Origin of the sequence: Candidatus Ichthyocystis sparus (genome assembly GCF_900078745.1) — a bacterium.
GTDB classification, from domain to species: domain Bacteria; phylum Pseudomonadota; class Gammaproteobacteria; order Burkholderiales; family 2013Ark19i; genus Ichthyocystis; species Ichthyocystis sparus.
Window position 1 is genome coordinate 95,770 of record NZ_FKII01000079.1, and the last position, 14,234, is coordinate 110,003.

Annotated in this window: 9 protein-coding genes; all 9 read left to right on the forward strand. The window is 43.8% G+C overall.

Annotated elements, in window-relative coordinates:
- Positions 1-597 precede the first annotated feature (597 nt).
- The 9 genes from A6733_RS10205 (at position 598) to A6733_RS10245 (ending at position 13,985) form a co-directional block, all read left to right on the forward strand.
- Complete coding sequence (locus tag A6733_RS10205; protein ID WP_141663489.1) at positions 598-3,963, forward strand: hypothetical protein; 3,366 nt, start codon at positions 598-600, stop codon at positions 3,961-3,963.
- Between the two features lie 502 nt (positions 3,964-4,465).
- Positions 4,466-7,543 (forward strand): hypothetical protein, encoded by a 3,078-nt coding sequence (locus A6733_RS10210; RefSeq protein ID WP_092460737.1) that lies wholly within the window; start codon positions 4,466-4,468, stop codon positions 7,541-7,543.
- Between the two features lie 687 nt (positions 7,544-8,230).
- Positions 8,231-8,353 carry a hypothetical protein gene (locus A6733_RS10215; RefSeq protein WP_278183844.1) on the forward strand — a complete coding sequence of 41 codons (123 nt, stop codon included), beginning with the start codon at positions 8,231-8,233 and terminating at the stop codon, positions 8,351-8,353.
- 38 nt (positions 8,354-8,391) lie between these two features.
- Positions 8,392-8,802 (forward strand): hypothetical protein, encoded by a 411-nt coding sequence (locus tag A6733_RS10220; protein ID WP_139057445.1) that lies wholly within the window; start codon positions 8,392-8,394, stop codon positions 8,800-8,802.
- Between the two features lie 49 nt (positions 8,803-8,851).
- Complete coding sequence (locus tag A6733_RS10225) at positions 8,852-9,133, forward strand: hypothetical protein (RefSeq protein ID WP_092411341.1); 282 nt, start codon at positions 8,852-8,854, stop codon at positions 9,131-9,133.
- Positions 9,134-9,196: 63 nt separating this feature from the next.
- Complete coding sequence (locus A6733_RS10230) at positions 9,197-9,367, forward strand: hypothetical protein (RefSeq protein ID WP_176696078.1); 171 nt, start codon at positions 9,197-9,199, stop codon at positions 9,365-9,367.
- A 176-nt stretch (positions 9,368-9,543) separates the two neighbouring features.
- Positions 9,544-9,741, forward strand: a complete 198-nt coding sequence (locus A6733_RS10235; RefSeq protein ID WP_092403336.1) for a hypothetical protein — start codon at positions 9,544-9,546, stop codon at positions 9,739-9,741.
- A 3-nt stretch (positions 9,742-9,744) separates the two neighbouring features.
- Positions 9,745-9,978 (forward strand): hypothetical protein, encoded by a 234-nt coding sequence (locus tag A6733_RS10240; protein ID WP_092403334.1) that lies wholly within the window; start codon positions 9,745-9,747, stop codon positions 9,976-9,978.
- Between the two features lie 770 nt (positions 9,979-10,748).
- Entirely contained in the window at positions 10,749-13,985 is a 3,237-nt protein-coding gene (locus A6733_RS10245) for a hypothetical protein (RefSeq protein WP_176696079.1), read from the forward strand.
- Positions 13,986-14,234 lie beyond the last annotated feature (249 nt).

A 14,234-nucleotide genomic window follows, 5' to 3' on the forward strand; every position in this document is an offset into this window, starting at 1 on the left:
ATGGGAGTTGGTATTGTTTGCGTTGCACTATGTGTTGATTAAGTGAGTTGTTTGTGCTCATTTTGTGTTGCGTGAGTGATTTTTGAGGTGTTACTTGTTAGCAATATTTTTAGGTTGTTCTTTGTGTCTGCGTTGAGATTTTGTGTAGATTTGTCATGTTTTGTCACAGATTGTGATTTGTTTGGCGATATAAATATGACTAGTTGGCATATGTAGTTAGCTGTTTTCCATATGTGATTTTTGTTGTTAATCATAGTATTAAATTTGTGGCTTTGTGTGATGCGTAAGATATAATGAACTCGTGTAGATTTATAACGTTTGGTTTGCTTAGTTTCTTTAAGATGGCACTTTGCTTTTTCTATTGTGCTTTGTTGTTGCCCCAAAGCTTTGCACCCTCCGGGTCGTGCAAGTAGTAAGGTGTGGGGTGCTTTCTCCACGTGCTCTGTGTTTTGTTGTAGTTGAGGGTAAGTACCTAATGCCTATGCTCATACTGTGTCTCTGACGCAGGGGTGGAGTGTATTAGCTGTAAATTACAATAGCTGTAATAAGGAATCAATAACAACGATAAATAATAATAAATAAAAAAAGGAGTTTGGTGTGAACCCTGTAACTGGAGTTGGTAGTGCTGGTTCTGGTCCTAGTGATGATGATGTTACTGATCAAGCTGATAGTGGTGGCCTGCAGCAGGTTCAGACTTTGCCTGGTGGTGGGTTGGGTGTAGCTACCGTTGCTGCTGTTTCCACTATCACTACTACTTCCTCTGCTGTTACTACTTCTGTTGCTGCTCCCTTTACTGCTACTACTACTTCCACTAGTGCTACTACCTCTGTAGGTAAGGGTAGTAGTGGTAGTAGAGGTACGAAGGGCAAGGGACCTGCTTCCAAGGGCCATGCTTCCGCTGCTGCCTCCACTAGTGCTGCTGCCTCTGTAGGTAAGGGTGTTAGTGGTGGTAGTAAGAAAGGCAAGGGACCTGCTTCCAAGGGTCATGCTTCTGGTGCAAGTCCAAAATTAGCTGGTCGTTCCACTTCTTCTCGAACTATAAAGTGTTGCGGCTTCGATGTTTGTGCCTCGGATTGGGTAGAATTACGTAGAATGGAAGATAATTTTTTATGTGCCGTTGAAGAAAAGGCTGCTACATTTTTTAGATCTCGGATTCAAGATTTATCTTTATCAAGTGGTGCTTTTTCAATAACAGATATTTCTGGGTCACGTGATGAATTGTTTTCTGCTCTTGAAGTAAGTATTAGTAGTTTTGTTGGGGAGTATCTTGAGGAAGTTCATAGTAGAGTTGTTTCTTCTTTTCATCTTCTTGCTGGAGAGGTTAAGAAATTTAGTGCTTATGAAGCCAATCAATTTAGAGCATCGTTTTTTGCTATCATAGTTGTTAGGATCAGAGAATGCTTAGCGCCTGCGTGGAGTTCAGAGATTTCCCGGGCTTTGGATAGAGCTCTAGGTGCTACTCCCGATCGTGCTCAAATTGCTGCTCGCGTTGCTGCTCGAGCTACTGCTACCGCTGCCGTTGCTGCTCGTGCTCGTGCTCGCGCTGCTGCTCCCATTCCCGATACCGAGCCTGATCCCGCTCGTGCTCGTGCTCGTGTTTGTGCTTATGTTCGTGCTGCTGATAGTCGTGCTCGCGCTGCCGCTGCTGTTGCCGCTGCTGTTGCCGCTGCTGTTGCTGATCCTGCTATTGATCTAGATCGCGCTGTTGCTGCCGATCGCGCTGTTGTTAATCGCGCTCGCTCTCGCACCGCCGCTCGCGCTGTCGCTCGCGCTCGCACTGCCGTTGATGCCGATCCTGGTTCTAATCCTTATATTGATCCCGGCCTCGCTGACGTTCTTGCTCGCGCTGCTGCTGCTACTCACACTTGCGCTGCTACTACTCACACTTGCGCTGCTACTACTCACACTTGCGCTACTACTACTACTGTTGCTGGTTCTTCTACAACTTCATTGCCTTCTGATTCTTCTCTTACGCCATCAATTCTTGTGGATTTGTGTGGGTTTGAAATATCTTCTGAGCTTAGTGAAGCGGTTAGCAGGCTCATATCTGAGATTCTTGTATCGGCTAGAAATTTTTACCCGAATACGATAAGAGTTCCAGTGTCGCATGCTCTGCGTGAGCTTTCAAATCCTGGACTGCAACGTGCTTGGTGCTTAATTAATATGAAGCTTTGTGAGACCAGATTTATGGCTGAGTGCGTTGCTGAGTATTGTGCTAATCTCCTTCCTGGATTTATTAGCCTTCTTTGCAGCATCAGAGCAGGGTATTGCTCTGGTCATAGCTTTTCGTCGTTAACTGGAAACATGTTAAGCAATTTTTGGGCATATTTAGATCAAGCCATTTTCAAAGCTTTGAGGGGCTTTTTTGTTGAAAAGTGGGCTGCACTTACTGGGCACTTTTCTGTTCCCTTTTTTTTCCCACTAGACCCTGAAGAGGGGCCATCTGCTCTTTGTGGAGGAGATTTTGTTGGTGCTTGTGCTAGGGCTGGTACTTCTTCGTCGTCAGGTTCAAGATTTGCTTCAATTGCTAGAGGGATGGCAGTGCAAGTAGCACCTCATGGTGGTGGTGGTTATGTAGATTTGTTTGGGTCCGAAGTACTTCCTGAGGTTAGGGAAATGGTTGATGCTCTTATCCGAGAGGTTAGTGCATTGGCCAGACGTATTTACTCGTCTGTGGTGAGAGTTCAAGTGTTGGATGCCATGAGCAGGCTTTCATATTCTGAACAATGTGCTTGGCTTGTAGCCAATATGATGCTTTATAAAATTGGCTTTGTGTCCCGGTGTCTTGCTGAGTATCATGATGGGCTTTGTCCTGCTTTTGTTTGCTCTCTTTTTAGTATCAGACCGGGGGATGTTTCTGGTCGTAGCTTGTTGCCATTAGCAGGAAACGATTTAAGGGGTTTTTGGTTATCTTTGGGTAATGCTATTACAAGAGCTGTAGAGGATATTTTTGTAACAGATTGGGAAGCACTTACTAGGCGTTTTTCTGTTTTATTAGAACCTGGAGAGGAATCATCATCTACTGTTCTTTGTGGGAGAGATTTTGTTAATGCTTGTAATAAGGCTGGTGTTCCTCCGCTGGCAGTTTCAGGGTCTGCTTCAATTATGAGAGGACGGGTAGCACATAGTGCGGTATCTCATATTGCTGCAGTAGCTAGTAGTAGTTCTGCTTCTGTAGCTGCTGGTAGTTCTGTAGCTGGGTTACTTGTTTCTGGAGCAGCTCCACAAGCATCAGTAGTTACAGAGGGGTCCGGTGATGATGATGTTACATTTGTCGACAATCGTTCCTCGGTGTCGGGGAGAGAATTAGGAGGCAGACCTTCTTCATCTTTATCTGAAGGGGAATTGGTCATTGATGTTTCTACTCCATCTCGTTTAGAGCCGCTAGTGTTAGTTAGAGGAGAAGAAGTTGGATTGTCTATGGTCGGTACTACTACTACTACTACTACTACTACTTCTTCTTCTTCCGCTTTGGGAGTTTTAGGAGATAGACCATCCCCTTCTCCATCTGAGCGGATGGTGGTGCTAACAACTAGTGATCCTTTTGTTGTTCCTGCTTCTGCTGAGGTGGGAGAATCTCCTACAATTCCTAGAAGAGGTTCTTCTGGTGGTCCTAGTGCACCTAAGAAATCATTTATGAGTAGGCATCGTGCTGATGTGATTTCTTCTTCCGGTATGTCTTCTTCTTCAATGTCCTCTAGCAGTAGTGTAGCTGCTGGATCTTTATCTTCGGCATCTGTAGGTGTGGGTAGTGTTTCATCGGTGACAACTACTACTGTTGCTGCCACTGCCTATACTTATTCTGGGAGTGAGGATGTAGGAACGAGATTGGCAGCATTGATGAATCGAGGTTTACCACACTCACCACCACCTGCTAGTGAATCAGCTCCTACGGGAAGTGAAGCTTCTTCTTCAGGTCGGGTGAGTGGTAGAGGGAAAAGAAAAAGGAAGAAGAGAAGTTAAATGATTAGTGTTTATATTGCACTACGTGTTGGTTGAGTAAGAGGCTTGTGTTTTTATATTTTGAGTGATGTGAGTTATTTTGGGGATGTTGCTTGTTAACGATGATTTTGTAGTGCAGTGCTGCATCCTAATTGTTGTGATTCTGTGTTGTATGGGTTATGTGTCACAGATTGTGATTTATTTGGCTATATAAATGTTAAATATGACTGTTAGTTGTTGCATTGTTACGGCGTATGTATTTGGGTGTTTTTCATAGGTGGGTTTTGTTCTTTAACATAATATTACATAATGAACTAGCGTACGCTGACCTATGATATCTGGTCTTTCTTTAAGTTGGTGTGCTGCTTTGTATACATACGCAGCTCCCGTTTTGTTGCAGTTGAGGGTAAGTACGCGGCGTATACGTTCAAATTGAGTTTCTGGTGTAGGGGTTGGCTATAAATTGAATAACTAAAAAATCAACAGCAATCGTCAATAATAATAAATGAAAAAGGAGTTTGATGTGAATCCTATATCTGGGGCGAGTGGTTCTAGCTCTGATTCTGATGTTGCTGCTGATCGAGTTGAAGGTGTTGCCTTGCAGCAGGTTCAAGGTTCTCCTAGTGGTGGATTGGGTGTTGTAGCCACCGTTGCTGCTGTTTCCACTACTACTACTGCTGTTACCATTCCTGCTGTTTCTACTACTACTGTTACATATACTGGTGCTACTACTTACACTGGTGCTACTACCTCTGTAGGTAAGGATGGTAGTGGTGGTAGGAGTAGTAAAGGTAAGGGACCTGCTCCCAAGGGTCATGCTGTTGGTGCTTCAGTAATTTCTGATGCTACTACTTCCACTGGTGCTACTACCTCTGTAGGTAAGGGTGGTAGTGGTGGTAGAAGTAGTAAGGGTAAGGGACCTGCTCCCAAGAGTTATGCTGTTGGTACTTCAGTAGTTTCTGACACTGCTGTTCATCCTTCTCCTATTGGTGCAAGTACAGAATTAGTTGATCCCACTTCTCCACAAACTGGATGTTTTTTCGGTTTCTATGTTTGCACTTTGGATTGGGTAGAGTTATGTAGAATGGAACATGATTTTTTATGTACTGTTAGAGAGGTGGCTGCTGCATTTTTTAGATCTCGGATTGGAGAACGCTTTTCATCGAGTGGTGCTTTTGCATTAGACGATATTTCTGTATTGCGTGATAGTTCTTTTTCTGTTTTTGAAGTAGGTGCTATGGGATGTTTTTTGAGGCGTTATTTTGCGGAGGTTAACAGTAGAGTTGCTTCTTCTTCTCATTTACTTGATGGAGAGATTGTTATATTTAGTGGTGATGAGGCCGGTCGGTTTGTAAGGTCGTTTTTTACTGCTACAGTTACCAGAGTCAGAGAATGCTTGGCGCTTACGTGGAGTTTGGAGGCTTCTCGAGCTTTAGATGAAGTTCTAGGTGCTTCCGATCGTGCTCGTGCTGCTGATCGTGCTGCTGCTCGTGCTGCCGCTGCCGCTGCCGCTGCCGCTCGTATTCATGCTCGCGCTGCCGCTCCCACTTCTGGTACCGAGCCTGGTCCCTCTCGTGCTCGTTCTCGTGCTGCTGTTCACTCTGCTAATTATCGAGCTCGCCGCGCCGCCGCCGCCGCCGCCGCCGCTGCCGCCGCTGTTGCCCCTGCTTTCTCTGAAGCCACATTGTCTACCAGTCTTCCTCCTTTACTTGATCCAGAACTTGTTGGTTATGTAGGTTTGTTTGGGTTTGTAGTATCTTCTGAGTTTAGTGAAGTGGTTAGCAGTCTTATGTCTGAGGTTAGTACGTTTACTAGAACTAGTATTTGCACGTATATGTCAAGAGAAGCGTCGAGAACTCTGTATGGTCTTTCACATTCTGAGCGACATGCTTGGTTTTTGAAGAATAGGAGGCTTTGTGAGGCCAAATGTATGGCCAGGTGCGTTGCTGAGTATTGTTATAGGTTACTTCCTGTATTTATTACTAATCATCTTTGCAGTATCAGAGTATGGGATTCTTCTGTTCGTTGCTTATTGCCATTAACTGGAAACAAGTTAGTAGATTTTTGGTCATCTTTGGATAGAGCCATTCTCAATGCTATACTTAGTGTTTTTGCGGAAAGGTGGGACGCACTTTCTGTTCGCTTTTCTGTTTCCTTTTTTGTTCCGTTGGATACTGAAGATGAAGAGGAATTAGTTATTCTTTGTGGGGAAGATTTTGTTGGTACTTGTGCTAGGGCCGGTGCCTCTTCGTCATCACGTTTTGCTTCGGTTACCGGAGGGACGGGAGTGCAGGTGCCTCATAGTAGTGGTGATTACGTAGATTTGTTTGGGCTTAGAGTACTTCCTGGGGTTAAAGTAATGGTTAGTATTCTTATTCATGAGATCAGTGCATTAGCTAGATATGCTTACTCGTCTACTATAGAGAAGCAAGTGTTGAGTGCATTGGGAAGGCTTACAGATTCTGAAAGACGTGCTTGGCTTACATCTAATAGGATGCTCTATAGAACTGGCTTTATGGCTATGTGCCTTATCGAGTATCACCGTGGGCTTTGTGCTGATTTTATTCGCTCTCTTTTTAATGCTAGGCCAGGGGATATTTCTGGTCAAGGGTTGTTGTCATTAGGAGGAAATAGTTTAAGAAATTTTTGGTTATTGTTGGATAATGCTATTTCAGAAGCTTTAGAGAGTATTTTTGCAGCAGCGTGGGGTGTATTTGCTGATAGGTTTTGTGTTTCATTGGAACCTGAAGAGGGATCATCATCTACTGTTCTTTGTGGGAGAGATTTTGTTAGAGCTCATAGTGTTGTTGGTGTTCCTGTGTTGGCAACTTCAGTAGCGATGAGAGGGCGAGTAGCTCGTATGGTGGTGCCTTCTCGTGTTGCCAGCCGGGTAGCTGGTGGTAGCTCCGCATCTGATAGTAGTTATGTAGTTGGTAGTAGCTCTGCTTCTGTAGCTGGAGGTAGTTCTGCGGGTACTTCTTCTGTTGTTGCTCCTGTTAGTAGTTCTGTAGTTGTTAGTAGCTCTGCTTCTGTAGCTGGAGGTAGTTCTGCGGGTACTTCTTCTGTTGTTACTCCTGTTAGCAGTTCTGTAGTTGGTAGTAGTTCTGCTTCTGTAGCTGGAGGTAGTTCTGCGGGTACTTCTTCTGTAGTATCTACTCCTGTTGAGGCAAAAGAATCTACTACAATTACTAAAAGTGGTCCTTTTAGTGGATCTAAGCCCCTTGGTGGACCTAAGAAATTTCTTATGAGTAGATATTATAGTGCTGGTGTGGCTTCTTCTTCTTCTTCTTCTTCTTTTGGCATGTCTTCTTCGGTGTCCTCCGTTAGTAGTGTATCTGCTGGACCTTTATCTTCGACGTCTGTGGGTATGGATAGTGTTTCATCGGTAGTAACTACTACTACTACTCCTACTACTACTGCTGCTTATACTTATTCTGGGGATGAGGATATAGGAGGGAGATTGGCAGCATTGATGAACCGTGATTTGCCACCTTCACCGCCACCTGCCAGCGAATCAGCCCCTGATGAAGGCGAAGCTTCTTCTTCAAGTCGGAGAGGTGGTGGAGGCAGAAGAAAAAGGAAGAGGAAAAGTTTTAAGTGATGAAAGTAGGTCTTATTTATATTATATTGCAGGGTAGTTGGTTGAGTAAGGTGCTTGATGCCGTGAATGATTTGGGTGTTGCTTGTTAACGATGATTTTGTAAATTAGTGTAACTGCGTTGGTATGGCTTTGTGTAGGTTTGTCTAGTTTTTTAGCACGGATTGCGATTTATTACTATGTATTGATGTTAGTTGATGTATGTGTTTGTCGTAGGTAGGTTTTGTTGTTCAGAATAGTATTAAATCACTTGGTTTTGAGTGTGATGCGTGGTACGCTCGCGTGGCGCGATATGTAATAAGCTAGTTTATATTGCTGTCAGTAGTTAATATTCGATCTGACTAATTTATTTTATTTTTTGTGTAGTTTTACGATGTGCTTTTGCTGTTTACTCTGAAGTCTTGTACTTTCCTTCCTGTTTATGTAGATAATTGTGTAAGGTTTTTCTTTTCTATGCGCTCCGTGTTTTGTTGTGGTTAAGAGTGAGTGCCTGGGCTTGTGTCTCTGATGTAGGCGAGGATTGCATTAGGATGCATATAATAACGATAACTGTGATAAAAAATCAACAATAATAAATGAAAAAAGGAATTTGATTGTGAATACTGTAACTGGAGTAAGTGTTGCTGGTACTAGTGATGGTGATGCTGATCAAGCTGATGGTGGTGTCTTGTAGCAGGTTCAGACTTTGCCTTGCCTGGTGGTGGATTGGGTGTAGCTACCGTTGCTGCTGTTTCCTCTGCTGTTACTACTTTTGTTGCTGCTACCTTAACTGCTACTACTACTTCCACTAGTGCTACTACCTCTGTAGGGTAAGGTTGGTAGTGGTGGTAGTAAGAAGAAGGGCAAGGGATATGCTCCAAAGGGTTATACTGCTGTTCTGTACTTACTCTACTTCTGTTTATCCTACTCACGCTAGCGCAAATCCAGAGTTATCTGGCCCCACTTCTTCTGTAACTACTGCCGCTCGCACTTGCACTGACGATTTAGATTTTGGTGCCATTCTCGATAGTATTGTTGCCGCCGCTCGTAGTTATTACCACACTGCTCCTAGAGTTGCTGATGCTCGTGCCAGCTTTGCTGCTGCTGCTGTTCGTGCTGCCTCTATTCCTGATCCTGATCCAGCCCGTGCCCTTGCTAGTGCTTGCGGTATGAATATAGATATGCTCGCTCTATTGCCGTTTGTGCTGCCGATGCTAACGCTGCCGATTATGTTGTTGCTCAAGCTCTTGTTAGTGCTTTTGCTGTGTCGCTCCTACTACTGATTCCAATAGCGCTCGTACTGCCGCTGTTGCTGGTTCTTCTGCATCTTCATTGCGTTCTGATCCTTCTTTTCTTTTGCCACCAGTTTGTGTAGATTTGTTTGGGTTTGTAGTGCATTCTGAGTTTAGAGGAGTGGTTAGTAAACTCATATCAGATGTTTGTGTATTGGCTGAAAGTTTTTATCTGTGTATGGTAGAAATTCCAGCGTCAAATGCTCTGCGTGGGCTTCCAAATACTGGACGATGTGCTTGGTGCTTAATTAATATGAAGTTTTATGAGACCACATTTGTGGCCAGGTGCTTTGCCGCGTATTGTGCTAATTTCCTTCCCTAATTTATTAAACATCTTTGCAGTGTCAAAGTATGGAATTTTTCTAATCGTTGCTTTTCGCCACTAATGGAAAACAGTTTAAGATATTTTTGTTTATATTTGAGTGACGCTATTATAAGAGCCGTGGGAGGTATTTTTGTAGTAGATTGGGGTAGGCTTGCTAGTCTATTTTCTGTTTCATTAGGACCTGGAGAGGGATCGTCATCTACTGTTCTTTCTGGGGGAGATTTTTATTAGTGCTCGTAGGAGGGTTGGTCTTCCTGCTTTGGCAATTTTAGGTACGAGAGGACGAGTAGCACAGATGGCGGTATCTCATGCTGGTGAAATAGCTAGTGGCAGTTCTGTAGCTGGTTTATCTGGGGGAAGAGGCACTGGTCGTTGATGTTTCTGCTACTTCTCTTTCAGAGTTACCAATGTTGGCTAGAGAAGAAGTTGGATTGTCTATGGTCGGTACTTCTTCTCCTTTAGGAGTTTTAGGGGGTGTATCATCTTCTTCTACATCTGAGAGGATGGTGGTGCTCACAAATAGTGCTTTTTCCTTTACTTCCGATGAGATAAAAGAATTTCCTACATTTCCTGTAAGTGCTTTTCTTTGTGGAACTAAGAAATAATTTATGAGCAGGTATAGTGCTGATGAGACTTCTTCCATTATGCCTTCTTCTTCTATGTCGTCCAGTAGTAGTGTAGTTGCTGGGTCTTTATCTTTGGCATCTGTAGGTATGGGCAGTGTTTCATCGGTAGTAATTACTACTACTGCTGCTTATACTTATTCTGGGGGAGGAGGATATAGGAGGGAGATCGGCATCGTTGCTGAATCGAGGTTTGCCACCTTCATCACCACCTGCTAGTGTGAATCATTTCCTACGAGAGGTGAAGCTTCTTCTTCAAGTCGAGGAAGTGTTAGAGAGAGAAGAAAGAGGAAGAGGAAAAGTTAATAAGTGATTAGTGTTGGTCTTGTTTATATTGCGGGGTATGTTGATTGAGCAAGGGGGGGTGTTCACTCACTTTATGTTATGAGTGGTGTGAGTGATTTTTGTGATGTTGCTCGTTAGCGATGGTTTTGTAATGTGGTGTTGCATTGCAATAGGTTAGTCTAGATTGTTATTAGTGTAACTACGTTGGTACGTGTTTTGTGCAGATTTGTCTGGTTTTTTAGCATTGATTGAGATTTATTTTGCTATATACGTGGATGTTAGTTGGTGTATGTATTTGGCTATTTCCCATAGGTAAGTTTTGTTGTTCAGCATAATATTGAATTGTTTAGTTTTTGTGTGCGATGCGTAATAAGGAATAAGATCGTGTGCGTTGCTGTTCTTATGTTGATCTATATTTGATTTGCTACAATTTATTTCACTTGGTGTGCAGTTTTAAGGTGCGTTTCTCTGTTTACTTCAAAGTCCTGCATCTTCCTGGTCATGTACGTAGTTGAGCAGTGTAAGGTTTTTCTTCTATGTGCTATGTGCTCTGTGTTTTGTTGTAGTTGAGGCTGATGCCTAAGCGTGTACCTAGGTTGCGCCTCCGATGTAATCGTGGATCGCATATAGGATGTGTATGACAACGATAACGGAAAAATCAACAACAACTATCAACAATAATAAATGAAAAAAGGAATTTGATTGTGAATCCTGTAACTGGAGTAAGTAGTGCTGGTCTTAGTGATGATGATCAAGCTGACAGTGGTGGTTTGCAGCAGGTTCAGATTTTGCCTGGTAGTGGATTGGATGTATCTACCACCGTTGCTGCTGTGTCTACTATTGCTGCTACTTCCTCGGTTGTTACTACTTCTACTGTGCTTACTACTTTTGCTACTACTTCCACTAATGCTACTACCTCTGTAGGTAAGGGTAGCAGTGGCAGTAGGAGTGATAAGGTCAAGGGACCTGCTCCCAAGCTTTGTGCTGCTGGTTCCGTGGTTTCTGCTTATCCTGATCCTGCTGACGCAAGTCCAGAATTATCTGACCCCACTTCTTCTGTAACTACTGCCGCTCGTACTTGTACTGCCAATTCAGATTTTGATATCGTTCTAGGTAGTGTTGTTGCCTCCGCTCGTAGTTACCATGCTGTTGCTGATGCTCACGCTAGCTCTGCGGCTGCTGCGGCCGCTGCGGCTGCTCGCGCTCATGCTAATGCTGATGCTCCTATACCTGATACCAATCCTGATCCAGCTAGTGTCCGTGCCCGTGCCCTTGCCTGTGCTCGCGCTATGGATAAATATGCTTGCGATGTTGCTGCTCGCGCTGCCGCTGCTCGCGCTACCGCTGCCGCTGCCGATCATGTTGTTGCTCTAGCTCGAGCTGTTGCTGCTGATCTAGTTGTTGCTCAAGATCAATCTGCAGATAGTCGAGTTCATATTACATGTCCAGATTTCGGGATCATTATCGATAGTGTTATTGCTTCCGCCCTTGCTTATAACGCCGCTGCTCGTGCTGCTGATGCTCGCGCCGACTCTGCTGCCGCTGCTGCTGCTCGTGCTACTGATGCTCTTGCCAACCTTGATGCCGCTGCTTGTGCTGGCGCTCCCATTTCCGATACCGATAATGCCGCCCGTGCCCGCCGTGCTCGTTCCCGTGACAGTTTTTGTGCTCGCGCGGCAGATAGTCAAGATCGCGCTGCTGCTGCTCGCGCAGCTGCTGTCGCTGCCGATCGTGTCGTTGCTCTAGCTCGTGCTTTTGCTGCCGATCATATTGTTGATCAGGATCGAGCTGCGGATAGTCGCGTTCCTAGTCCAGGTCCCGATTCCGGTACCACTTCCAATAGTGGCGCTCGTACTGCTGCTGTTTCTATTGCTGGTCTTTCTACATCTTCACTGCTTCCTGATTCTTCTCTTATGCCACCAGGTTTTGTAGATTTGTTTGGGTTTGTAGTATCTCTTGGATTTAGTGAAGTGGTTAACAAACTCATATCTGAGGTTTGTGCATTGGCTAAAAATATTATTTTCCATTGTATAACAAGAACAGTGTCAGATATCCTGCGTAATCTTTCAAGTTCTGAACGACGTGCTTGGTGTTTAACTAATGGGAAGCTTTATGAGCTTAAATTTGTGGCCAGGTGCTTTGCTGAGTATTCTTCTAAGTTACTTCCTACTTTCATTAACAATCTTTGCGGTGTCAGAGTATGGGATTCTTCTAGTCGTAGCTTGGTGCTATTAACGGGAAACAGGTTAGCAGATTTTTGGTTATCTTTGGATAAAGCTATTTTCAAAGCTGTAGCGGGTTTTTTTATGTCAAAGTGGTACGAACTTATTGGTCGCTTTCCTGCTCTGTCAGCCACTGTAGAGGGATCATCTGGTCTTTGTGGAGAAGATTTTGTTAATGCTTGTGCTAGGACTGGTACTTCTTCGTCATCAGTTTCAAGATTTTATTTAGCTTCTGAAGGAGTGAGAGCGCGAGTAGCATCTCATGATGGTGGTTCTTTAGCTGGTGGTGATTCTGTAGATTTGTTTGGATTTGAAGTACCTCCTGAGGTTGAAGAAATGGTTAATGTTCTTACCTGTGAGGTTAGTGCATTGGCTAGACAGACTTACTCACGTGTAGTAGCAGTTCCAGTGTCGCGTGCCCTGAAAAGGCTTTCATTTTCTGAACAATATGCTTGGCTTATAACTAATATGATGGCTTACAAAACTAGCTTTGTTTATAAGTTCCTTCTCGATTATTGTGGTGGACTTTGTTCTGAATTTATTTGCTCTCTTTTTAGAGTCATACCTGAGAATGATTCTGGTCGTAGCTTGTTGCCATTGACGGGAGATAGTTTGAGAGGTTTTTGGGTGTCTCTGAGTGCGATTATTATGAGAATTGTACAAGATATTTTTGCAGCGGAGTGGAGTTTACTAACTAGTCAGTTTTCTGTTCTATTAGGCCCTGGAGAGGAATCATCATCTTCTGTTCTTTGTGTGAGAGATTTTATTGATGCTCGTGATAAGGCTGGTATGCCTGTCTTGGCAGCTTCAAGGTCCAGTTTGTTTATGAGATCACGAGGAACAGCGAGGAGAAGGGCAGTATCTCATGTTACTGAAGTAGCTAGTGGTAGTTCTGTGGCTGCTGGTGTATCTGTAGCTGGTGGTTTATCTGTAAGTGCTTCTTCATCTGTAAGTGCTTCTTCTGTTGTTACTACTTCTGTTTTTGATGTTCCTCCTCCTCCTACTTCTTCTTTAGAGTCTCCACCGTTGTTTGTTATGGGAGACGAAGTTGGATTATTTACGGTTGATGTTGTAGAGTCCGAAGTTTTAGTAGTTACTGAGGGGTCTAGTGATAATGTCATATTTGTAGACGACTGTTCTTCGGTATCGGGAGAATTAGGAGATGGGGCTTCTTTATCTGGGGAAGAAGTATTGGTTGTTGAGGTTTCTGCTCCTTCTCTTTCAGAGACGCCAGTGTTAGTTGGAGAAGAAGAAGTTGAATCATCTAAGTGGACAGTAGTGCCAACAACTGGTGCTTCTTCAGTTACTAGTTCTTCTGTTGTTGAGGTAGAAGGATCTTCTACTGCTATGCCTATAATGGGTTCTCCTGCTCTTAGAATAGGTTCTTCTTCTGTTCCTGTTGCACCTAAGAAATCATTCATGAGTAGGTATAGAGCTGATGTGGCTTCTTCTTCCTGTATGTCTTCTTCTGTGCCCTACGGTAGTATTGTATCTTCTGTACCTGTTGCGACGAGTAGCGGTTCAACATTAGCTACTACTATTGGTACTGCCTCTGAGGGAGGTGATATAGGAGATAGATTGGCAGCATTGCTGAATCGAGGTTTACCACCTTCACCACCACCTGTTAGTGAATCAGCTCCTACGGGAGGTGAAGCTTCTTCTTCAAGTCGAGGAAGTGGTAGAGGGAGAAGAAAAAGGAAGAGGAAGAGGGAAAGTTAAGTGATGGGTGTTGGTCTTGTTTATATTATGTTGCACTACGTGTTGATGGATTGTGTTGTTAGTGTTCATTTTATGTTGCGAGAGTGGTTTTTGAGATGTTACTCGTTGACAATGATTTTGTAATGTGGTGTTGCGTTGCAATAGATTAGCCTTAGATTGTTGTGTGTCTGCGTTGATGTGGTCTTTACGTGGGTTTGTATGGTTTTTTAGCACGGATTGTGATTTATTTTACCACATGAGTATGAATGT

Bases quoted from the DNA above. Each gene is read 5' to 3' on its own strand.
- A6733_RS10230 (WP_176696078.1), top strand. From the start codon at position 9,197: ATGGAAAACAGTTTAAGATATTTTTGTTTATATTTGAGTGACGCTATT.
- A6733_RS10235 (WP_092403336.1), top strand. From the start codon at position 9,544: ATGTTGGCTAGAGAAGAAGTTGGATTGTCTATGGTCGGTACTTCTTCT.
- A6733_RS10220 (WP_139057445.1), top strand. From the start codon at position 8,392: ATGCTCCAAAGGGTTATACTGCTGTTCTGTACTTACTCTACTTCTGTT.
- A6733_RS10240 (WP_092403334.1), top strand. From the start codon at position 9,745: ATGAGCAGGTATAGTGCTGATGAGACTTCTTCCATTATGCCTTCTTCT.